The sequence below is a fragment of the Marinobacterium aestuarii genome, assembly GCF_001651805.1.
In the GTDB taxonomy this organism is placed as follows: Bacteria; Pseudomonadota; Gammaproteobacteria; order Pseudomonadales; family Balneatricaceae; genus Marinobacterium_A; species Marinobacterium_A aestuarii.
The window spans coordinates 626,206-648,074 of record NZ_CP015839.1 but is presented as its reverse complement, the minus strand read 5'-3'; the positions used below and the strand labels follow the sequence as shown (position 1 = coordinate 648,074).

Below are 21,869 nucleotides of genomic sequence, written 5' to 3'. Positions count from 1 at the left end.
CTTAATGGCCAGATTTTTCATAGACCGCCCTATCTTTGCCTGGGTTATCGCCATCGTCATTATGCTGGCAGGGGCGCTGTCGATCCTGACACTGCCCGTGGCCCAGTACCCGACCATCGCGCCGCCGACGGTCAAGATCAACGCCAGCTATCCGGGCGCATCGTCAACGGCGGTGGAAAATTCGGTCACCCAGGTGATCGAGCAGAACATGACCGGACTGGACAACCTGAGCTACATGTCGGCCCAGAGCGATGCCGCCGGCAACGCGACCATTACCCTGACCTTCGCCAGCGGTACCGATCCCGATATCGCCCAGGTACAGGTGCAGAACAAGCTGCAGCTGGCCACCCCGCAGCTGCCCCAGGTGGTGCAGGCACAGGGCATAAAAGTATCCAAGTCGTCTACCGGATTCCTGATGGTTGCCGCCCTGATCTCCAAGGACGGCAGCATGAACAGCCAGGATCTGGGTGATTACATGACGGCCACCCTGCGCGAACCACTGAGCCGCATCGAAGGCGTGGGCGATGTCACCGTCTTTGGCAGCCAGTACGCCATGCGCATCTGGCTGGACCCCAACAAGCTCAACAGCTACAGCCTGACACCGCAGGATGTGCGCAGTGCCGTCCAGTCGCAGAACAGCCAGGTCGCCATTGGCGAACTCGGCGGCCTGCCGGCGGTTGAAGGACAGCAGTTCAGCGCCACCCTTATGGGCCAGGCGCGCAAAAGCAATGTTGAGGAATTCAACAACCTGCTGCTGCGCGTGAACGCCGATGGCTCCAAAATCTATCTCAGGGACGTGGCGCGGGTCGAACTCGCCGGTCAAAGCTACGGCACCGCGGCTTTTTACAATGGCCAGCCGACCGCCGCCGTGGCGATTCAGCTGGCAACCGGCGGCAACGCCCTGGATACCGCAACCGCCGTGCGGGCAAAGTTCGTCGAGCTATCCGAGTTTTTCCCGGCTGAAATGGACGTGGTGTACCCCTACGACACCACGCCTTTCGTGAAAATTTCCATCCAGGAAGTCGTACAGACACTGTTCGAGGCCATAGTGCTGGTGTTCCTCGTCATGTACCTCTTCCTGCAGAATTTCCGCGCCACCCTGATTCCCACCATCGCGGTTCCCATAGTGCTGCTGGGTACCTTTGGCGTGATGGCGGCTTTCGGGTTCTCGATCAATACCCTCACCATGTTCGGCATGGTGCTGGCCATCGGCCTATTGGTCGACGATGCCATAGTGGTGGTAGAGAACGTCGAACGCATTATGGCGCAGGAAGGCCTGTCACCCCGCGACGCGACGCGCAAGTCCATGGGGCAGATTACCGGCGCCCTGATCGGCATTGCACTGGTGCTGTCTGCCGTCTTCGTGCCCATGGCGTTCTTTGGCGGCGCCACCGGCGCCATCTACCGCCAGTTCTCCCTTACCATCGTATCGGCCATGGCACTGTCTGTACTCGTCGCCATGGTGCTGACACCGGCCCTGTGCGCGACCCTGCTCAAGCCCGTGGATAGCCATGCCCACGGCAACAAGCGCGGCTTCTTTGGCTGGTTCAATCGCATATTCGATCGCGGCACCCAGGGTTATACCAATGGCGTGCGGCGTATCGTCAAGCAGAGTATCCGCTATGGCCTACTCTATCTGGGCCTGATCGTCGTGCTGGCGGTGCTGTTCGTGCGCCTGCCCAGTTCTTTCCTGCCAAACGAAGACCAGGGCGTGTTTTTCAGCCTGGTGCAGCTGCCGGCCGGTGCCTCCCAGGAACGCACCAAGGCTGTGCTTGATCGCACCCGCATCCATCTGCTGGAGGCGGAAAAAGAAAATATCGAATCCGTACTCACGGTGGCCGGTTTCAGTTTTGCCGGTAGCGGCCAGAACGCCGGCATCGTCTTCGTCAAACTGAAGGACTGGGACCTGCGCAAGGCACCGGGGCGTGATGCCGACTCCATTATCGGCCGCACCATGGGCTTTCTGATGGGCATCAAGGAAGCCAATGCCTTCGCCTTCAACCTGCCGCCGATTCCGGAACTGGGAACCGCCAGCGGCTTCGATTTCTACCTGCAGGATCGCGCCAACCTCGGCCACGATCGCCTGATGGAGATCCGCAATCAGCTGCTGGGCATGGCGGCACAGGACCCTGCGCTGATGGGCGTGCGCCCCAACGGCATGAACGATACGGCCCAGTTTGAGGTCAAGATTGATTACGACCGCGTGCTGGCACAGGGCCTGGATATCGACGACATCAACGATGCGCTGTCCATCGCCTGGGGCTCGGCCTATATCGACGACTTTATCGACCGCGGCCGGGTGAAAAAAGTCTATCTGCAGGCCGATGCTCCCTTTCGCATGACGCCCGAAGATCTGAGCCTGTGGCATGTGCGCAACAGCAACGGCGACATGGTGCCCTTTTCAGCCTTTGCCAGCACCCAGTGGAACTACGGCTCGCCGCGCCTGGAGCGTTACAACGGCTCACCGGCGGTGAATATCGTCGGTCAGGCAGCCCCTGGCATGAGTACCGGTGACGCCATGGACGCGGTCGAACGCCTGGTCGGCCAGCTCCCCGCCGGTGTCGGTATCGAATGGACCGGCCTGTCGCTACAGGAACGCATGGCGGGAGATCAGGCACCGGCACTCTACGCGCTGTCGATTCTCATCGTCTTCCTCTGCCTGGCGGCACTGTATGAAAGCTGGACCATCCCGTTCTCGGTCATCATGGTGGTACCACTGGGGGTACTGGGCGCCGTAGTGGCGGCCTTTGTCTACAACCTGTCCAATGATGTCTACTTCCAGGTCGCCCTGCTCACCACCATCGGGCTCTCGGCCAAGAACGCCATCCTGATCGTGGAGTTCGCAAAGCATCTGCACGATCAGGGCACCGGCCTGGTGGAAGCCGTGATTGAAGCCGCCCGCATGCGTCTGCGCCCGATCCTGATGACCTCTCTGGCCTTCATCCTCGGCGTACTGCCGCTGGCCATCAGCACCGGTGCCGGTGCCGGCAGCCGCAACGCCATCGGTATTGGCGTTATGGGCGGCATGATCGCCGCCACCGTGCTGGCCATATTCTTTGTACCCCTGTTCTACGTGGTGGTGATGCGCATGTTCGGACGCCGCAGTGCACCGATCACGGCCACCACCGAGGTCGCGACGCATGACTAAACGTCTGATTGGCCTGTGCGCGGGCGTGCTATTGCTTAGCGCCTGCTCCCTGGCGCCGCAGTATCAGCAACCGGCCACGCCCGAAGGCGCGGCCTGGCAGGCTGCAAAGACCCTTACCGAAATCCCGCAGCCCAATGAGGTTTTTACCGACCCTGGGCTGCAGCGACTCATCGGCCTGGCACTGGAAAACAACCGCGACCTGCGCCTGGCGGCGCTGAATGTGGCGGCTTTTGAGGCCCAGTACCGCATCAGCCGTGCGGCCCTGCTGCCAACGCTGGATGCCAGCCTGGCTGGATCGCGCCAGCGCCTGCCGGCGGATGTTTCCGGCAGCGGTGCCGCCGCCATTAGCAGCCAGTACAGCGCAGGCATCGGGCTGACGGCCTATGAGCTGGATTTTTTTGGCCGTATCCGCAACCTCAAGGACCAGGCATTGGAGCAGTACCTGGCCCAGCAGCAAAACCAGCACAGCGCTCGCATCGGGCTGGTGTCGGCGGTGGCCTCGGCCTACCTGACGCTGGTGGCGGATCAGGATCTGCTGCAGCTCAGCAGCTCCACCCTGGAAAGTGAGCTGCAAAGCCTGACCCTGATCCAGCAGAAGCAGCGCCTGGGTGTCGCCTCCGAACTGGAGCTGGCCCAGAGTCGCATGACGGTGGAATCCGCCCGCGCCAGCGAAGCCCTGTACCAGCGCCAGGTCACCCAGGACATGAACGCCCTGACCCAGCTGCTCGGCACCCAGTTGCCGGCAGATCTGGATCTGCCGGCGGGCCTGACGGATGTGGAGATCGCCGCCACACCGGCACTGGCGCCCTCGCAACTGCTGCTACAGCGGCCAGACATTCTGGCCGCCGAACATCAGCTGCGCGCCGCCAATGCCAATATAGGCGCGGCCAAGGCGGCGCTCTTTCCCAGCATCAGCCTGACCACCAGCGCAGGCTCCCTGAGTCCGGATCTCGGCGGCCTCTTTGCCGGCGGCTCCGGCACCTGGCTGATGGCGCCGGCACTGAACCTGCCGCTGTTCGATGGCGGCCAGCGCGCCGCCAATGTCGAGGTCGCCAAGACACAACAGGAAATCGCCGTGGTCAGCTATCAGCAGACCATTGAAACGGCCTTTCGCGAAGTTGCCGACAGCCTCAACACCCAGGCCCAGTTCGACCGCCAGCTGACTGCACAGGCAGCCCAGGTGGTTGCCGGCGAGCGTTATCTGCAACTGGCAGACCAGCGCTTTGAACAGGGGGTCGACAGCTATCTGACGCGCCTGGATGCGCAGCGCTCCCTGTTCAGTGCCCGCCAGCAACTGGTCAACACCCGCCTGGCCGAACTGAACAACCGCATCAGCCTCTACAAAGCCCTGGGCGGCGGCTAGACCACACACCTGCCCCGGGCGCTCCGGGGCAGGTATAATGCCCGGCTCAGCCTGCCCCGACGCAGGTATATCCGGAGCCCAGCGTGCACGGCAATCGTCAACAACTGCTGCAACTAACCTACCTGCGCACCCTTGCCCTGTTCGGGCTTGGCGGCCTGTTGCTCTATGCCGTCTATGAGCTGGACGCCCGGCTGCACAGCTGGCAGGCCGTCACCACCCTGCTGGCCATGACGCTGGTCAATGCCGTTACCTACGCCCGGCTGCATTCCCGTCTGCCGGTCACCAATCCGGAACTCTTTGGCCAGCTGACTGCCGATGCCGCCCTCTACGGCGCGCTCTTCTACCAAACCGGCGGCGCCAGCAATCCCTTTATCTTCATGCTGCTGGTGCCGCTGATCATAGCCGCCACCACCCTGCCGTGGCGCTACACCTGGCTCATGGCCGCGCTGATCGTGGCGATCTACGGCTCTCTGCTGCAGCACTACATCCCCATCTGGCCAGAACAGCACGGGCATTCAAATCCGGGTACCTCGCTGTTCGACCTGCACGTCACCGGCATGTGGCTGAACTTTCTGCTCACAGTGCTGCTGATCGGCTGGTTTGTCGCCCGCATGCACGAGAACATGCTGCAACAGCAGCATCGACTCGAGCGCCAGCGTCAGAAGCGTATCGAGGATCAGCAGCTGCTGGCACTGGCGACCCATGCCGCCGGCACCGCCCACGAGCTGGGAACGCCTCTGGCCACCATGCAGGTACTGCTGCACGAAATGGCGCTGGAGCACCAGGCATCACCGCAGTTACTGGAGGACATTCAGTTGCTGCAAACCCAGGTCGACAGCTGCTCCGAGCGCCTGCGCAGCCTGGCCCACTCGGTACGCGACGAACAGGACAACATCCAGCTCATGGGGGTCGACAGCCTGCTGCGCGAGGTACTGGAACAATGGCTGCTGATGCGCCCGCAGATAACCTACGCACTGCAGCTAGACCCGGGCGAAGCCCCGCAGATGCTATGCTCGATCTCGCTGCGCCAGGCGCTGCTCAATCTGTTGAACAATGCCGCCGATGCCTGCCCGGACAATATCCGCATCCAGCTGAACTGGGATGCCGGCAACTGCTGGCTGCGCATCCGGGACCGCGGACCGGGCCTGCCACTGGAGCGCAGCGAGGATCTGGGTAAACCCTTCGTCACCACCAAGGGTCGCGGCCTCGGCATTGGCCTGTTCCTGACCACCAGCACCCTGGCCAGCATCGATGGCGAGGTACGGCTCTACAACCATCCCGAGGGCGGTACCCTGACCGAAGTCCGGCTGCCCCGCCACCCCCGCCACAGGCAGTCCGATGAGCACGATTGAACAGCGGCATTTTCTTATCGTCGACGATGATCCCACCTTCAGCCGCATACTGGCCCGGGCCATGCGCCTGCGAGGCTATGACGTCCAGCACGCGCAGAATGTCGAGCAGGCACTGCAATGCCTGCAGACACAGCTACCGGATCAGGTGACAGTGGATCTGAAAATGGAGGGTGCCTCGGGTCTGACGCTGATCCCGCACCTGCGCGCCGCCAGCCCCTCAATGCGCATCCTGGTACTGACCGGCTACGCCAGCATCAGCACGGCAGTGGAAGCCATCAAGCTTGGCGCCAGTAACTACCTGCCAAAACCCGCCAATGCCGACCAGATACTGGCCGCACTGGCACAGCAGGATGGCGATCCCGACATGGAGATCGACACCCAGCCCATGTCGGTCAGCCGGCTGGAATGGGAACACATTCAGAAAATACTGGGGGAGCACCAGGGCAACATATCCGCCACCGCCCGGGCACTGGGCATGCATAGGCGCACCTTGCAGCGCAAACTGCTAAAGCGCCCGGTCAGCCGTTAGGACTGTGGATAAACGACTGAGCGTTACTGCCAGCCGCTACTGATCGTCGATATAGGTGCGGGCATTGAAGCTGCGAATCCAGTCGGGATAGAACACCATCATGCCGGTCATAAGGATGCCGTTGAGCAGACCTTCGGGAAACATGATTAGCGGCAGCAGCATTACATATTCCTGGCTGATCCGATCCCATGGATACACCTCCAGCCACCACAGCAGCAGTGCCGCCGCGAGGCCCGCCAGCGCCACCGCAACAGCCGCGCCCAGAAAGGCGCAGCAGAACAGATACACGAAAAAATTCTTTGCCAGGCGCGCCTCCACCAGCCGCAGAATGCCAAGACTGGCCAGCGCCGGCAGCAGGATGGTGCAAATACCGTTAAAACCAAAACCCTGCCAGCTTTCGAGCCCGACCCAGGTCACCCCCAGCAGTGCCAGGGTTGCCGATATGATCGCCAGATCCCAGCCGAACATCAGCGTAAGCGTAGTCATGCCCAGAAAGTGAATACCCAGCCCTGGTGAAATGCCGGCGCGCAAGGTCCAGAGCAGCGTCAACGCCACTGTACTGCCGAAAAAAAGATGCTGCAGGCGCCGGTTACCCAGCAGTACACCCCAGGGCAGACGCCACAGGGCCAGCAACAGAAACAGCACGAACAGGGCGTGAAACCAGAGCGGAGCTGCGCCTGTCAGCAGGCCGTCGATGATACTCATAGAGGTTATCTCTTGTCGGCCTCAAGCGCCTGGGCGAACACTCATCAATACCGCGTCCTCATGACCGGTCGCCGTGGGGTAATAGCCACTGCGACGCCCATCCTCGACAAACCCCAGGGCACGGTAGAGCCCCAGCGCCGGCTGATTGGAGACCCGGACTTCAAGCATCAGGCGCTCGATGCCCAACCGTGCCAGCTGCACCTGCGCCTGCATCAGCAGCTGACGCGCAAGACCTGCACGCTGATACTGCGGCGCCACACCAATTTGCAGCACCTCGGCCTCATCCAGCACATGACTTAACAGCACAAAGCCCTGCAAGTCACCGTCACAGAAGAGGCCAAGATTAAGCCCCCGGGGATGTACCAGACGCGCGTGCAGCATGTCCTGGCTCCAGGGCGGATCAAAGCACTGCGGCTGCAGCCGGTTAAGGCTTGCCAGATCAGCCAGTTGCAGCGCTCGAATCTCAGCCATCGACGGGCGGCGCTTGCGTCAGGTGGCGCATCAGCGGTTGCAGATCCCGCCAGACATCCCGCTTGCACCCCGGCACCTGCAGCATTTCACTGAGGCTCGCGGTGGCCAGCGCCGACACCTGGCTGCGCGGCCTGAACAGCATGCCGCGCATGCCGTCACCGCCCTCGGGGGACTGCAGCAACAGACGCGCCGCCGCGTCACCCAGCAGCAGCACAAAGCGCGCCGGCGATTGCTGCAGCATCAGGTCGAACTTGCGCTGTACCGCCGTCTGGGCCTGATCCCAGCCCTGGTCAAGAGAACGGCTGGTAAAGGCTGGCCAGGGCAGCAGCTGCGCCCGGGGTGGCTCCGCTGCTGGCATGCCAAGGGCACGCCAGAGCGACATCGCCAGACGCAGGTGGGCGGGACTGAAGCCCCCGCGCGACTGCGGTGGCAAGGAGTCGATAATCAGACCATCACCCATGGACAAAAACGCCAGCTTGAACTCCGGCACAAGCTGAGGTTCAGGACGCCGCGCACGCGGCACAGCCTCTGGCTGCACAGGTGCAGCGGATGCTGTTGGGGCAGACGGCGCTATGGAAGGAGCAGCAGAGGGAGCAACAGATGCAGCCTGGGAGTTGGCCTGGGGGGCTCGTGCGACGGCTGCGGTTGCTGGTGATGGAACCGCACGGGGCGGCGCCACAGCGGGGCTTGCGGGTGTTGCAGGCCTTGCGGGCGCAGTTTTTGAGACTGTGTCTAAACCTGAGCCTGAGCCTGGCGAAGCATCCAGACTGTCCAGCAGCGCAGCACGGCCGGCACCGCTGCTGCGACCGGCAGTCGAAACGGCGCCAGCGTCGGGGGCAACGTCATCGATGTCCGACTCCGGACTCTCGCCATCATCCCAGGCGTCTGTTGCGCCCTGCTGAAACTGCCACACCCAATCAGCAGATGGCCGGGCACCGGCCAGGGGCTCCCGCGGGAGCCAGCTGCTGATGCCCATCGCCTGCAGATACTGGTGGCGTAGCTGTTGTGACTGCAAATCCTGAGCGTTCATCACACCTGCGGGTGGGCCTTCTGAACGTTGGCCTCAAGCAGATTCAGCGCATGCACATAGGCCTTGGCCGAGGCGATAATGATATCGGTATCGGCGCCCAGCCCATTGACGATACGCCCGCCCAGTTCCAGCCGAACGGTAACTTCGCCCTGGGAATCGGTGCCGCTGGTAATGGCATTAACCGAGTACAGCTCCAGGCTCGAGCCCGACTGCACCATGGACTCAATCGCCTTGAAGGTAGCATCCACCGGGCCCGATCCCACCGCCTGCGCCGACTGCTCCTGACCGTTGACCATCAGGGTGACGCTGGACTCCGGCACTTCGCCTGTCTGGGAGGTTACCCTCAGGCTGCTCAGGCGGTAGGTTTCGTTACCGGCGGTGGCACGGGTATCGGACACCAGCGCCATCAGGTCTTCATCGAAGATCTCGTGTTTCTTGTCCGCCAGGTCCTTGAAACGGGCAAAGGCATCGTTCAGTTCGGCTTCGGACGCTACACTGGTGCCCAGCTCTTCAAGGCGCGCGCGAAAAGCGTTACGCCCGGAGTGCTTGCCCATCACCATGCGGTTGGTGTGCCAGCCAACGGATTCCGCGGTCATGATTTCATAGGTTTCACGGTGCTTGAGCATGCCATCCTGGTGAATGCCCGACTCGTGGGCAAAGGCATTGGCGCCGACAATGGCCTTGTTGGGCTGCACCGGGAAACCGGTCACGCTGGACACCAGCTTGGATGCCGGCACTATCTGGGTGCTATCAATATTGGTGGTCACGCCCAGGGTATCGTGGCGGGTACGGATCGCCATGACGATCTCTTCCAGCGAGGCATTACCGGCACGCTCACCCAGACCATTGACGGTACATTCCACCTGCCGCGCACCGGCCGACACCGCCGCCAGGGAGTTGGCAACCGCCAGCCCCAAATCGTTATGGCAGTGTACCGAGAAGATCGCCTTGTCGGCATTGGGGATATTCTGAATCAGGCGGGCGATGGTTGCGGCAAATTCCTGCGGCACCGCATAACCCACGGTATCCGGAATATTGATGGTGCGGGCACCGGCATCGATAACCTGCTCGATAATGCGGCACATGAAATCAAATTCGGAGCGGCTGGCGTCCTCCAGCGAGAACTCAACATCGTCCATCAGGTTGCGCGCCCGGGTAACGGCCTTCACCGCCTGCTCCACCACCTGATCCGGCTGCATCTGCAGCTTGTACTTCATGTGGATCGGCGAGGTGGCTATAAAGGTATGAATGCGCCCGGAGTTGGCGTTGCGCAGTGCCTCGCCGGCGCGGTCTATGTCCTTGTCCAGCGCCCGGGACAGGGAGCAGATGGTGCTGTTGCGCACCGTATCGGCAATCGCCTTGACCGCCTCGAAGTCACCCTGACTGGCGATGGCGAAACCCGCCTCTATAACATCGACGCGCATTTTCTCAAGCTGGCGAGCAATACGCAGCTTTTCATCCCGGGTCATGGAGGCGCCGGGGCTCTGCTCGCCATCACGCAGGGTGGTATCGAAAATGATGACTCTGTTGCTATCACTCATCGGGAAGTCTCCAAATCGGTTGCGGCGTCGCCCGGTTGTTGCCATCACAGGCGGGATGCGGCCTGGTCTGCTCACAGGATACTAATATAAAGGAAAGAGGGGAGGAAAAATCAGGCCACCGCCGCTCATCAAGTCGCTCAGCGCGCTCCGATTACAGCACTGCGAGCCCCTGTTCAGGTCCCTTCCAGGGCCCGCAATCACTGCGATAACAGGGTGGAATGGAGGGCCTGGCTGCTCCGGTTCGTAACTATAACGCCACGTTGACTATTTGCAACCCGGTGCCGCTACAATGGTCCGCAACCCAGGTTCACGCAAAAGGTGCAGCATGGCCCCCGAAAATTTTGACCGTATTATCGATCGCCGCGATACCGCCAGCGAGAAATGGGAAAAGTACCGCGACAGCGAAATACTGCCCATGTGGGTCGCCGATACCGACTTCATGTCGCCGCCGGCCGTCATCGAAGCGCTGCAGCAGCGTATCAGCCACGGCGTCTTCGGCTATACCCAGACGCCGGCCGAGCTTAATCGCCTGGTGATCGAGCGCATGCAGCGACTCTATGACTGGACTATCAACGTCGACTGGCTGGTATGGCTGCCGGGCCTGGTGTGCGGCCTCAATCTCAGCTGTCGCAGTGTCGGTATCGACGGTGACAGCGTGCTGGCGCCCAAACCTGTCTACCCGCCCTTCATGACCGCGCCACGGCTGTCATCACGCCAGCTGATCACCGTCCCCATGCAGCAACAGGGGTCACGCTGGACGCTGAATCTTGACGCTCTGGAAGCCGCCATTACCCCCGACAGTCGGCTACTGCTGTTCTGCAACCCGCACAACCCCGGCGGCACCTGCTACAGGCGTGATGAACTGGAGCGTCTGGCAGCCATAGTGCAGCAGCACGACCTGATCGTCTGCTCCGATGAAATCCACTGCGATCTGATTCTGGAGCCTGGCGTCGAGCACCTGCCGCTGGCCTCAATCAACAACGCTATCCAGGCCCGCAGCATCACCCTGATGGCACCCAGCAAAACCTACAATATCGCGGGCCTGGGTTGCTCTTTTGCCATCATCCCCGATCCTGAGCTGCGCAAGGCCTTTAGCCGGGTACGCAGGGGCATAGTGCCGGACGTCAACCTGCTGGGCTACACCGCAGCCCTCGCCGCCTACCGCGATGGCGATACCTGGAACCGGCGCCAGCTCGACTACCTGCGCGGCAACCGCGACTACCTGGTGCGGGAAATCAACAGTATTCCGGGCCTGCGCATGGAGCCGGTGGAAGCCACTTACCTCGCCTGGATAGATGTCTCTGCCGCCAAGCTCGAGAACCCGGCGCACTTCTTCGAACAGGCGGGGGTTGGCATGTCACCGGGGCGGGATTTTGGCGATGACCGCTATATGCGCCTCAACTTCGGCTGCCCCCGCGATCTGCTGGAAGAAGCCGTACGCCGCATCCGCAGCGCCCTGCTGAATCACCTGCCGGCGTAAGGCGGGACTCAGGCCCTGTCGAACGGAAAGGCGATCACATCGCGGATCGACAGGGTTTGCAGCGCCAGCATCACCAGCCGATCCACGCCCAGGGCGACGCCGGCACAGTCGGGCAGCCCCTGCTGCAGCGCACTCACCAGCCGCTCTTCCAGCGGGCGCTGCGGCAGGCCAAGGCTGGCACGACTACTCTGATCCGCCTCCAGCCTGTGTGCCTGCTCGGCAGCATCGGTGAGTTCGTGGTAGCCGTTGGCCAGCTCCATGCCCTGGATAAAGAGCTCAAAGCGCGCCGCCACCGGCGTGCCGTCTGCACCGGGTCGCAGCCTTGCCAGCGCGGCCTGGCTGGCGGGAAACTCATGCACGAATACAGCGCCCTGCCCGGCCAGCGCAGGCTCGATCAGATGGGACATCAGCAGATTCAGCCAGCTGTCCCTATCATCATCTTCCATGGCCACATCCAGCGACGCCCGCGCGCAGGCCTTCAGTTGTGAAAGCGGGGCCCTTAGCGGATCCAGCCCCAGCTGCTCCTGAAACAGCGCCCTATAGGTGACGCGACGAATCGGCGGCAAGCCCAGCACAGCACACACCAGCGCCTCGACCTCATCCATCAGCGCAGCGTCGTCAAAATCCGGCCGGTACCACTCCAGCATGGTGAATTCCGGATTATGCCGCCCGCCCGACTCACCGTTGCGATAGGCCCGCCCCAGCTGATAAATGGCGCCGGAGCCCGCCGCCAGCAGCCGTTTCATGGCGTACTCGGGGGAGCTTTGCAGATAGAGCGGCTGTACTGGTCCGCCCGGGAAGGGCGCATAGGCCGCTTCAATGCTGTCAATAAAGGGGTCGCTGACGGCACGGTGCGACAGTGCCGGCGTTTCCACTTCAAGCACATCCCGCACGGCAAAGAAGTCGCGGATAGCGGCCAGAATCTGCGCCCGACGACGCAGGTTTTCAATCGATGCGCTCGGGCGCCAGTCTTGGGCTTTCATATAACAGCAGTCTTGGTTAAAGAATCAGGCCTTTTGGGCACAATAGCGGCGGTGTCGGAGGACACCAGAGTCCACAAACGACAACGGCAGCCTAAGCTGCCGTTACTGAAAACTCGCAGGCCTGCATCAGGCGCGGCTGACGTAGCCACCGGTGCGGGTATCGATTTTCAGAATATCGCCTTCTTCGATAAACAGCGGTACGCGAACCACGGCGCCGGTGCTCAGGGTTGCCGGCTTGGAGCCGCCCTGGGCAGTGTCGCCCTTAACGCCGGGATCGGTTTCCGTTACGGCCAGCTCAACAAAGTTGGGCGGTGTAACGGAGATCGGGTTGCCGTTCCACAGCGTGATCATGCTGCGGTCCTGTTCTTTTAGCCACTGGTGCGCATCGCCCACGGCATTCTTGTCAGCGGCGAACTGTTCGAAAGTGGCAGGCTCCATGAAGTGCCACATCTCGCCGTCGGAGTAGAGGTATTCCATGTCGCGGTCCATGACATCAGCGCCTTCCGCCGATTCGTTGGACTTGAAGGTCTTTTCCCAGGTACGGCCGGAAATCAGGTTGCGCATTTTTACACGGGTGAACGCCTGACCTTTACCCGGTTTGACGAACTCGACGTCCGTCATGGTGCAGGGATCACCGTCGAGCATGATTTTCAGGCCGTTCTTGAACTGGTTCGCAGAGTAATTTGCCATATAGGGGAAGTCTCGGGACTCGATTAGCTAACTGAAGACCGGGCGCTGCCCGAAAATTGACAGTCATTCTACTTGAAAGCAGAATGCGATCAAATTCCCTTCTTGCGTCCGCGATCCCTGATGAATCTTCCGGTAACACTGCTCGATGACTGGCAGCAGCTGCTCAGTCATACCATTGACGATCCCGCCGAGCTGCTGCGCCTGCTGGAACTTCCCGATGCGCTGCTGACACCTGCCCTGGCTGCAGCCGGCGACTTCCCGCTACGAGTGCCCAGGCCCTATCTCAACCGTATCCGCAAAGGCGACCCGGATGATCCTCTGCTGCGCCAGGTGCTGCCGCTTGGCGCCGAGCGTCTGCAGGTGCCGGGTTATGTCACCGACCCGCTGGCAGAAATGGCCGCCAATCACCATGATGGCCTGATCCACAAGTACAAGGGACGGGTACTGCTGATCCTCACCGGCGCCTGCGCCATCAACTGCCGCTACTGCTTTCGGCGCCACTTTCCCTACGACGACAATCGCCTGGGGCCGGAACAGTGGCAGCAAGTGCTGGCGTATCTGCACCAGCAACCACAGGTCAATGAAGTCATTTTCTCCGGCGGTGATCCGCTGGCCACCAGCGACAAGCGCCTGGCCCGCATGATCCGGGATCTGGCCGAGATTCCCCACCTCAGCCGCATCCGCGTGCACAGCCGGCTGCCGGTCGTGATTCCCCAGCGGGTGACGGATAGCCTGGTCGAGGCTCTTACCGGTACTCGCCTGCAATCTGTAATGGTGCTGCACGCCAACCATGCCAACGAGATCGACACCGAGGTGGATCTGGCCGTCAACCGGCTCAAGCGCGCCGGCCTGACCATGCTGAACCAGTCGGTGCTGCTGCGCGGCGTGAACGACAGCGTTGAAGCATTACAAGCACTCAGCGAGCGACTCTTTGCCGCAGGCGTACTACCCTATTATCTGTTTGTACTGGATGCCGTGGCGGGCGCCGCTCATTTTGATGTCAGCGACGACGAGGCAAAAGCCTTGATGCAGGCACTGCAGGCCGAACTGCCCGGCTTTCTGCTGCCGCGCCTTGCACGGGAGATTCCGGGGCGCCCTTCGAAAACCCTACTGGCGCTCGGAGGAGACAGTACCGCCTGAATCGGCTTCATGCGACAATCTGAATTCGCCGCATGCAGTAACGCATGACACTGCAGACGCAGCGCACTATAGCTACCACAGCAGGAATAATAATCATCATGGATCTACGCAGGAGCCTGTTCAGATGAAAGCCTGGAAACTCTTGGTTGTCGCCGCCGGCGCCGTAACGCTGGTCGGTTGTGGCAACATGTTCAAAAAGGCCACCCCCGTAGCGGAGCCCGAGCCAGAACCTGTTGTGTATGTCCGCCCCATTCCCAAACCCGTTGTGCAGATACACGACTTTCGCGCCAGCAAGCCCGGCAGGGGCGGCCTGACCGATGCGCACATCAGTTTCAGCAATGTCTCCGACCAGACCTTCCAGTTTGTGATGTTCAAGACCACGGCCTATAGCGCCGAGGGCAAAATCATCAACGCCAAGAAAACCAACAGACCCGATACCTGGCTGCGCGTTGCCGGCCCCTTCCGGCCTTTCAGCAGCGCCGGCGAGCACAAGTGGGACAAGATCTGGAGTAACAAGAAGGCAACCTGCTTTGAGGTCGAGGGGGTCGAGATCATCTACATGAACGGCGCCAACGAGTTTTACAACGAGAGTCGCCTGGGCGAAATTCTCGATCCCAGTCTGAATAACAGCTGCCGTCCTTCTCTGGCACAACAGCAGTAACAGACTCCGAAACGATGAATTTCAGGGTTGCCGGCCTGCCGGCGGCCCCGCTGCCATCTTGATAACCCTTAAGCGTGCGAGCCGCTAGCGATCCCTGCGTGGTGGTATCGACAACGGGAAGGCCGTAACACTGCCACGCGCTTCGCTGATCTTGGGCACCCCTTGCTGACGGACTTCGTCGATACGGATGATGGCCTGCATCGGGATATAAGATCGCTTTACATCCCCGAACTGCTTTTTCAGTTTTTCCTCGCCTGGATCCACCAGCAGCTCGGAACGGCTGCCAAAGACAAAGTCCTCGATCTCGATAAAGCCCCACATCTCGCTCTGGGACACATGGCGCGCATAGAGCTCGTACACCTGATCCTGATTGATGAATTGCACCCGATACATTCGTTCGTCACTGGTCATGGTCTGTACTGCTGCTAACTGTATTACGCCTTATAATGAGGGCGAAATCGCGCGATACAAGGCTGCTCAAAATCTAGGCAGCCCCGCCTGCTTTCAGTATAATGCGCGGTCCTTTCGGGGACGGGTGCAGTCCTGTTGTGTAAAGCGGCAGGCCAGACCCGGCTCCCCAGAGCAACCCGTTTAATCAATACAGGTGAGAAATGGCGAAGAAGCTGTTTATCAAAACCCATGGCTGCCAGATGAACGAGTACGATTCGTCCCGTATGGCAGATCTGCTGGGTGAAAGCCATGCGCTGGAGCTGACAGACAACCCGGAAGATGCGGATGTGCTGCTGCTCAACACCTGTTCGATACGTGAAAAAGCCCAGGAAAAGGTGTTCCATCAGCTCGGCCGCTGGCGCAAGCTCAAGGATCGCAACCCCGACCTGGTAATAGGTGTGGGCGGCTGCGTCGCCAGCCAGGAAGGCGAAGCCATCTATAAGCGTGCGCCCTATGTGGACATGATCTTTGGCCCGCAAACCCTGCACCGCTTGCCGGAAATGATCGATCTGACCCACCAGGGCCAGAAAGGCGTGGTGGATGTCAGCTTCCCGGAAATCGAGAAGTTCGATCACCTGCCCGCCCCCAAGGTCGAGGGTGCCGAAGCCTTCGTATCGGTGATGGAAGGCTGCAGCAAGTACTGCACCTTCTGTGTGGTGCCCTACACCCGTGGCGAAGAAGTCAGCCGCCCGCTGGACAGCGTACTGGCGGAATGCCAGGAACTGGCCGAACAGGGCGTGCGTGAAGTGAACCTGCTGGGGCAGAACGTCAATGCCTATAGCGGCGCTACGGCCGATGGCGATAGCGCGGACCTGGCCGAGCTGATCCGGCGGGTTGCCGCCATAGACGGCCTCGACCGCATTCGCTTTACCACCTCCCACCCGGTGGAATTCAACGACAATCTGATCGACGCCTACGCCGACGTACCGGAACTGGTCAGCCATCTGCACCTGCCGGTGCAAAGTGGCTCGGACCGCATACTGATGGCCATGAAACGCGGCCATACTGCGCTTGAATACAAATCCAAGCTGCGCCGTATTCGCAAGCTGCGCCCGGAGATCAGCTTCTCGTCGGACTTTATCGTCGGCTTCCCCGGCGAAACCGAAGCGGATTTTGAGGCCACCATGAACCTGATTCAGGACATCGGCTTCGATAACTCATTCAGCTTCGTCTACAGCCGTCGCCCGGGCACACCGGCCGCCGACCTGCCGGACACTGTGTCGGAAGACACCAAAAAGCTGCACCTGAAGATTCTGCAGGAGCGTATCATCCAGCAGGCGATGGGGATTAGCCGTCGCATGGTGGGCAGCGTGCAGCGCATTCTGGTGAACGGCTACTCAAGGAAAGACCCGGGCGAACTGTCGGGACGCACCGAGAACAACCGCGTCGTCAACTTCCGTTCCACCAATCCGGACTTGATCGGCCACTTTGCCGATATCCGGATTCTGGAGGCTTACGCCAACTCGCTTCGCGGGGAACTGATCAGCTCGGAGCTTGATCAAACGCACTGAACGCGAACTCTGTAACCGCAGGGTGAGTTATCCCCTGCGCTTACTGACTAGGAGCTAAATTGAACACTGCGCAAACGCTACGCCTGACCCTCGAACCTGACAATATCGAACACCTGGCCAACCTCTGTGGCCAGCTCGATGAGCACATCAAACTGATAGAACAACGCCTGCATATCGAAATCCGTAATCGCGGCAATCACTTTCAGCTGATTGGCGATCTGGAAATCGTGCGCGTTGTCGCCGAAATGCTGCAGAACCTCTACAAGGAAGCCGGCGCCGGCGTACAGCTGACGCCCGAAGCCGTGCACCTGCAGTTGCAGCAATCCGGTGTCGAGCTGCTGCAAAACCGCATCGACCAGGGCAGCGCTGGCGGCGACGTCAGCATCCGTACCAAGAAGGTCCATATACGCCCGCGTGGTGAAAACCAGCAGCAGTATGTGCGCGCCATCCGCAGCCGCGACGTCAACTTCGGCATAGGCCCCGCCGGTACCGGCAAGACCTATCTGGCCGTAGCCTGCGCGGTGGAAGCGCTGGAGCGTGAAGAAGTCAGCCGCATTCTGCTGGTGCGCCCGGCGGTGGAGGCGGGCGAAAAGCTCGGTTTTCTGCCCGGCGATCTGGCCCAGAAAGTAGACCCTTACCTGCGCCCACTGTACGACGCCCTCTATGAAATGCTGGGGTTTGAGCGCGTCACCAAACTGATCGAGCGCAACATCATCGAAGTGGCACCGCTGGCCTATATGCGCGGACGCACGCTCAACGGCTCCTTCGTGATTCTGGATGAAAGCCAGAACACCACCCGCGAGCAGATGAAGATGTTCCTCACCCGCATCGGTTTTGGCTCTACCGCCGTGATTACCGGTGACATCACCCAGGTCGATCTGCCCAAGCACATCCAGTCGGGCCTCAGGCACGCCATGGAAGTACTCGGGGATGTCGAGGAGATTGGCTTTACCCATTTCTCGGCCAAGGATGTGGTGCGTCATCCGCTGGTACAGCACATAGTGCGCGCCTACGAACGCTATGAGCTGGAACAGGCCAACGCCTCGGCGTCAGGAGTCCACCCGTCTTGAAACCCAGCATAGAAGTGCAACTGGCCACAGAAGCGGCCGATATCCCCGGGGAAGCGCAGTTCCAGATCTGGGTCGAGGCCGCCCTTAAAGGCCGCTTCGATGGCGGTGAACTCTGTGTTCGCGTGGTCGATAGCAGCGAGAGTCAGGCGTTGAACCTGCAGTACCGTGGCAAGGACAAGCCCACCAACGTACTGTCCTTCCCCTTCGAGGTGCCTGAGGGTATCGAACTCGACCTGCTCGGTGATCTGGTCATCTGTGCCGAGGTCGTCGCACATGAAGCTGCTGAGCAGCAAAAGCCCCTGCTCGATCACTGGGCGCATCTGGTTATTCACGGAACCTTGCATCTGCTGGGTTACGATCATATAAAGGACGAGGATGCCGAAGAGATGGAAGCACTGGAACGGCAATTGCTTGCCGACCTGTCCATCCCGGATCCTTACCAGGAACGCTAATCGAGGAACACCATGAGCGTTGACCGATCGGGGGGCCAACCCCGAAGTTGGTTTGGCCGCCTTGCGCAGGCCTTTGCCGACGAACCCCGCACCCAGGAAGACTTGCTCTATCTGCTGCGCGAATCCGTAGAGGACAATGTCCTCAGCCTTGAAGCCCTCGGTATTATCGAGGGCGCCATGCAGGTAGCCGAAATGCAGGTGCGCGACGTCATGGTCCCGCGCTCGCAGATGGTGGTGGTGCAGGTAGAGCAGTCGCCGCGCGACTTTCTGCCCCTGATCATCTCCAGCGCCCACAGCCGCTTCCCGGTGATAGGCGAAAGCCCCGACGAAGTGCTGGGTATTTTGCTGGCCAAGGAGCTGCTGCCGCTGATTCTGGAAGATAACAGCGACAACTTCGATATCCGCAACGCCCTGCGTCCGGTAACGGTGATTCCCGAATCCAAGCGCCTCAACACCCTGCTGCAGGAGTTCCGCGCCACGCGCAACCACATGGCGGTGGTGGTGGATGAGTACGGCGGCATTGCCGGCCTGATCACCATCGAGGACGTGCTGGAACAGATCGTCGGCGAAATCGAGGATGAAACCGACATTGACGACGATGACGGCAATATCCGCCCGTTCGACGACAATGGCTACATCGTCAAGGCACTGACCCCCATTGAGGACTTTAACGAGTATTTCGATGTTGGCCTGTCCGACGATGACTTCGACACCATAGGCGGCCTTGTCACCCAGCGCTTCGGCCATCTGCCGCGCAAGGACGAGAGCGTTGAGCTGGACGAATTCACCGTCAAGGTACTGTCCGCCGACAACCGCCGCATTCGTCTGCTGCAGGTCAGCCGCCAGTCCCGTTAATCCCGGATATCCCCTATGTTTGCGATGGATCGTGCTGTCCCGCTCTGGCTTAGAGCGCTGGCAGCCGCCCTCGCCGGTGGCCTGACGCCACTGGCTTTTGCCCCCTTTGGTCTCTGGCCGCTGGCGCTTGGCGCACCGGCACTGCTATGGCTCTGCCTGCGGGAGCAGTCCGCCCGCCGTGGGGCCTGGTTGGGCTGGCTGTTTGGGCTGGGCTTTTATGGCGTTGGCATTTCCTGGGTCTATGTCAGCATTCATACCTACGGCAATGCCTCGGCATGGCTGGCTGGGCTACTTACCGCTGCCTTTGTTGCCGCACTGGCGCTGCTGGGCGCCGCCCAGGGCTGGATGTACGGCCGCCTGTTTGGCCGTGGCGGCGGCCAGTGGCTCGGTTTTGTCGGCCTCTGGCTGATCTGGGAATGGGTGCGCAGCTGGTTGCTGACCGGCTTTCCCTGGCTCTACCTGGGTTACCCGCTGATCGACACCCCGCTGGCACTCTGGGCACCGGTGGGCGGCGTCTGGGCGCTGAGCCTGATCGCCGTACTGCTGGGCACAGGTCTGGTGCAACTGCTGCTGGCACGCACGACCCGCAACCGTGTGCTGACGGCAACGCTGCTCAGCCTGCCGCTGGCCGGCATCGCCCTGCTGCCGCTGAGCTGGACACAGACCTCAGGCGCGCCACTCAAGGTCGCACTGGTGCAGGGCAATATTCCGCAGCAGATGAAATGGGAATCGGGCCGCCTGCTCGACATCATCAGCCACTATCAGCAGCTGAGCCTGCAGGCAGGCCAGGTTGATCTGCTGATCTGGCCCGAAACCGCCATCCCCTCGACCCTGTACCGGGCCGAGCGCCAGCTCACACCCTTTGTCGAGGCACTTGCGCGCAGCGGCACCGGATTTATCTCGGGCCTGCCCTCGGTGGTGCAGGACAACACCGACCCTGCCCGCAGCATTTACCACAACAGCCTGGCGATCCTGACGCCCGAGCCCGCGGTTTATCACAAGCAGCGACTGGTACCCTTTGGCGAGTATGTGCCGCTGGAATCCTGGCTGCGCGGCCTGATCGATTTTTTCAATCTGCCGATGTCGGCCTTTAGCCTGCCCCAAAACGAACAGCAGCCGCTGCCGTTCGGGCCGCACCGCATAGCCGCAGCCATCTGCTACGAGATTGCCTACCCGGAGCTGGTACGGCGTTCAAGCCTGGATTCCGACCTGCTGCTGACCGTATCCAACGATACCTGGTTCGGCCGCTCCATAGCACCCGATCAGCATCTGCAGATCGCCCGCATGCGGGCACTGGAAAACGGTCGCTGGCTGATCCGGGCCACCAACAATGGCATCAGCGCACTGGTGGACAGCCAGGGCCAGATACGCGCCCAGGCGCCGCGTTACCAGAGCGCCGTGCTGGTTGATCATGTGCAGGGCATGCGCGGCCTGACACCCTATCAGCGCAGCGGCGTCTGGCCGGCACTGCTAATCGCTGTACTCTTGTGCAGCCTGGCGCTGCTCTCCCGCCTGCGCGCATCACGCCCGAACTCCCAAAGCGCCTCCCATACCACTTCGCGCATAAACCCGCGCCCCTGAGAAAAACCTGCCCAGCCGTGTTCGCGCAGCCTGACAGCCCGTAACCTGCCAGGCTGCTATGCTGCAAGACATAGGGTCTAAGGTGAATCGCGGGATCAATCAGGAGGGGCCACCATGGCCGAGTCAAAGCTTCCGAAAAACTATGTCCAGTTTCGCAGCCGGTACAAAAAGCTGGCCGGCGCACTGGATAACCTGGGCAAGGCGGTACGCGAGGAAGGTCCGCTGGATGAGAAAAGCGCCCAGCTGATTCAGCTCGCCGCCGCCGCCAGCATCCGCTCCGAAGGCGCCGTGCACAGCCACTGCCGCCGCGCGCTGGACGCCGGTGCCAGCCCAGATGAAATCCGCCACGCCATATTGCTGCTGACCAGCACCCTGGGGTTTCCCGCCATGATGGCTGCACTGAGCTGGGTAGAAGACGTGCTCAACGCGGACTAACGCGCCAGCATCCCACCGATATGTCAGAGCGGCTCTTGTTCCCCCTTATGAAGCCGGCGAGCACTGAGACCATGCGGCGAATTGGCCCGAAGGGACGCGACAGGGACTGTCGCGTCTGCGATGAGGTGCATGGATGTACCTTCAGCGGAGCCCGCCGCAGGGGCTCAGAGCGCAGCGGAAAGGCTTCATCGGGGCGTGCTTTCTTTGGATACTTTCTTTGCACGAGAAAAGAAAGTATCGCGCCAGCAAGGCGCAATAGAGACTGTCAAACACCCTCGAAGTGCCCGCCAGCGCTGCAGATCCAAGCTCCAAGCTCCAAGCTCCAAGCTCCAAGACATGCTGGGTTATCCATTTCATTGAACTGAGCTGTTACCCCTCTCATTGTTAAATGAGCCAGGTGGTTCGCAGCAGTGAGTATTGAC

Annotated in this window: 20 protein-coding genes; 13 read left to right on the top strand and 7 right to left on the bottom strand. The window is 61.1% G+C overall.

The genetic code is table 11. From position 1 onward, the window contains the following. Window positions 1-4 precede the first annotated feature (4 nt). From A8C75_RS02810 to A8C75_RS02795, 4 genes are all read left to right on the top strand, one after another. On the top strand, window positions 5-3,148 hold the full coding sequence (locus A8C75_RS02810; RefSeq protein WP_067377813.1) for an efflux RND transporter permease subunit: 3,144 nt from the start codon (window positions 5-7) through the stop codon (window positions 3,146-3,148). Next, a complete protein-coding gene (locus A8C75_RS02805; protein ID WP_067377810.1) occupies window positions 3,141-4,511 on the top strand; it encodes an efflux transporter outer membrane subunit in 1,371 nt (456 codons plus the stop codon). The genes A8C75_RS02810 and A8C75_RS02805 overlap by 8 nt, the downstream gene beginning before the upstream one ends. Window positions 4,512-4,594: 83 nt before the next feature. Further along, complete coding sequence (locus tag A8C75_RS02800) at window positions 4,595-5,863, top strand: ATP-binding protein (protein WP_067377807.1); 1,269 nt, start codon at window positions 4,595-4,597, stop codon at window positions 5,861-5,863. Further along, window positions 5,850-6,392, top strand: a complete 543-nt coding sequence (locus A8C75_RS02795; RefSeq protein ID WP_067377805.1) for a response regulator transcription factor — start codon at window positions 5,850-5,852, stop codon at window positions 6,390-6,392. The genes A8C75_RS02800 and A8C75_RS02795 overlap by 14 nt, the downstream gene beginning before the upstream one ends. Before the next feature lie 36 nt (window positions 6,393-6,428). On the opposite strand, the gene A8C75_RS02790 is transcribed toward A8C75_RS02795, so the two are convergent. Genes A8C75_RS02790 through A8C75_RS02775 form a run of 4 tightly spaced genes read right to left on the bottom strand, consistent with a single transcriptional unit; the run spans window position 6,429 to window position 10,139 of the window. Continuing rightward, on the bottom strand, window positions 6,429-7,097 hold the full coding sequence (locus tag A8C75_RS02790; protein WP_067377801.1) for an energy-coupling factor ABC transporter permease: 669 nt from the start codon (window positions 7,095-7,097) through the stop codon (window positions 6,429-6,431). Window positions 7,098-7,118: 21 nt separating this feature from the next. Next, complete coding sequence (gene rimI / locus A8C75_RS02785; protein ID WP_067377797.1) at window positions 7,119-7,568, bottom strand: ribosomal protein S18-alanine N-acetyltransferase; 450 nt, start codon at window positions 7,566-7,568, stop codon at window positions 7,119-7,121. After that, entirely contained in the window at window positions 7,561-8,598 is a 1,038-nt protein-coding gene (locus A8C75_RS23515; protein WP_157890201.1) for a uracil-DNA glycosylase family protein, read from the bottom strand. The genes rimI and A8C75_RS23515 overlap by 8 nt, the downstream gene beginning before the upstream one ends. Beyond that, the gene (locus A8C75_RS02775) at window positions 8,598-10,139 is read right to left on the bottom strand and encodes a 2-isopropylmalate synthase (RefSeq protein ID WP_067377791.1); all 1,542 of its coding nucleotides are present in this window, start codon (window positions 10,137-10,139) and stop codon (window positions 8,598-8,600) included. Before A8C75_RS02775 ends, A8C75_RS23515 begins: the two co-directional genes overlap by 1 nt. A gap of 325 nt (window positions 10,140-10,464) precedes the next feature. On the opposite strand from A8C75_RS02775, the gene A8C75_RS02770 reads away from it, so the two are divergent. Beyond that, window positions 10,465-11,619 carry a MalY/PatB family protein gene (locus tag A8C75_RS02770; RefSeq protein WP_067377788.1) on the top strand — a complete coding sequence of 385 codons (1,155 nt, stop codon included), beginning with the start codon at window positions 10,465-10,467 and terminating at the stop codon, window positions 11,617-11,619. Between the two features lie 8 nt (window positions 11,620-11,627). Here A8C75_RS02770 and epmA read toward each other — a convergent pair whose 3' ends face one another. Together epmA and efp are read right to left on the bottom strand one after the other, a co-directional pair. Next, window positions 11,628-12,602 carry an EF-P lysine aminoacylase EpmA gene (epmA, locus tag A8C75_RS02765; protein WP_067377785.1) on the bottom strand — a complete coding sequence of 325 codons (975 nt, stop codon included), beginning with the start codon at window positions 12,600-12,602 and terminating at the stop codon, window positions 11,628-11,630. A gap of 126 nt (window positions 12,603-12,728) precedes the next feature. Continuing rightward, window positions 12,729-13,292, bottom strand: coding sequence for an elongation factor P (efp, locus tag A8C75_RS02760; protein ID WP_067377782.1), 564 nt, complete (start codon window positions 13,290-13,292; stop codon window positions 12,729-12,731). Between the two features lie 120 nt (window positions 13,293-13,412). Here efp and epmB point away from each other — a divergent pair, with 120 nt between their 5' ends. Both epmB and A8C75_RS02750 read left to right on the top strand, forming a co-directional pair. Beyond that, window positions 13,413-14,432, top strand: coding sequence for an EF-P beta-lysylation protein EpmB (gene epmB, locus A8C75_RS02755; protein ID WP_067377779.1), 1,020 nt, complete (start codon window positions 13,413-13,415; stop codon window positions 14,430-14,432). A gap of 124 nt (window positions 14,433-14,556) precedes the next feature. Continuing rightward, window positions 14,557-15,093, top strand: coding sequence for a hypothetical protein (locus A8C75_RS02750; RefSeq protein WP_067377776.1), 537 nt, complete (start codon window positions 14,557-14,559; stop codon window positions 15,091-15,093). Between the two features lie 84 nt (window positions 15,094-15,177). Here the strand turns inward: A8C75_RS02750 and A8C75_RS02745 are convergent, their stop codons facing one another. Continuing rightward, complete coding sequence (locus tag A8C75_RS02745) at window positions 15,178-15,504, bottom strand: DUF1820 family protein (RefSeq protein WP_067377773.1); 327 nt, start codon at window positions 15,502-15,504, stop codon at window positions 15,178-15,180. A gap of 200 nt (window positions 15,505-15,704) precedes the next feature. Here A8C75_RS02745 and miaB point away from each other — a divergent pair, with 200 nt between their 5' ends. The 6 genes from miaB to A8C75_RS02715 all read left to right on the top strand — a co-directional run bounded on the left by miaB (window position 15,705) and on the right by A8C75_RS02715 (window position 21,447). Then, window positions 15,705-17,054 (top strand): tRNA (N6-isopentenyl adenosine(37)-C2)-methylthiotransferase MiaB, encoded by a 1,350-nt coding sequence (gene miaB, locus A8C75_RS02740; protein ID WP_067377770.1) that lies wholly within the window; start codon window positions 15,705-15,707, stop codon window positions 17,052-17,054. A 59-nt stretch (window positions 17,055-17,113) separates the two neighbouring features. Further along, complete coding sequence (locus A8C75_RS02735) at window positions 17,114-18,124, top strand: PhoH family protein (RefSeq protein ID WP_067377768.1); 1,011 nt, start codon at window positions 17,114-17,116, stop codon at window positions 18,122-18,124. Continuing rightward, on the top strand, window positions 18,121-18,576 hold the full coding sequence (gene ybeY / locus A8C75_RS02730; protein ID WP_067377765.1) for an rRNA maturation RNase YbeY: 456 nt from the start codon (window positions 18,121-18,123) through the stop codon (window positions 18,574-18,576). Before A8C75_RS02735 ends, ybeY begins: the two co-directional genes overlap by 4 nt. Window positions 18,577-18,588: 12 nt before the next feature. After that, on the top strand, window positions 18,589-19,431 hold the full coding sequence (locus tag A8C75_RS02725) for an HlyC/CorC family transporter (protein WP_067377761.1): 843 nt from the start codon (window positions 18,589-18,591) through the stop codon (window positions 19,429-19,431). 15 nt (window positions 19,432-19,446) lie between these two features. Continuing rightward, window positions 19,447-21,012: an apolipoprotein N-acyltransferase gene (gene lnt / locus A8C75_RS02720; RefSeq protein ID WP_067377759.1), complete on the top strand. Its 1,566-nt coding sequence runs from the start codon at window positions 19,447-19,449 to the stop codon at window positions 21,010-21,012. 114 nt (window positions 21,013-21,126) lie between these two features. Next, window positions 21,127-21,447, top strand: coding sequence for a carboxymuconolactone decarboxylase family protein (locus A8C75_RS02715; RefSeq protein ID WP_067377756.1), 321 nt, complete (start codon window positions 21,127-21,129; stop codon window positions 21,445-21,447). The last annotated feature ends 422 nt before the right edge of the window (window positions 21,448-21,869 follow it).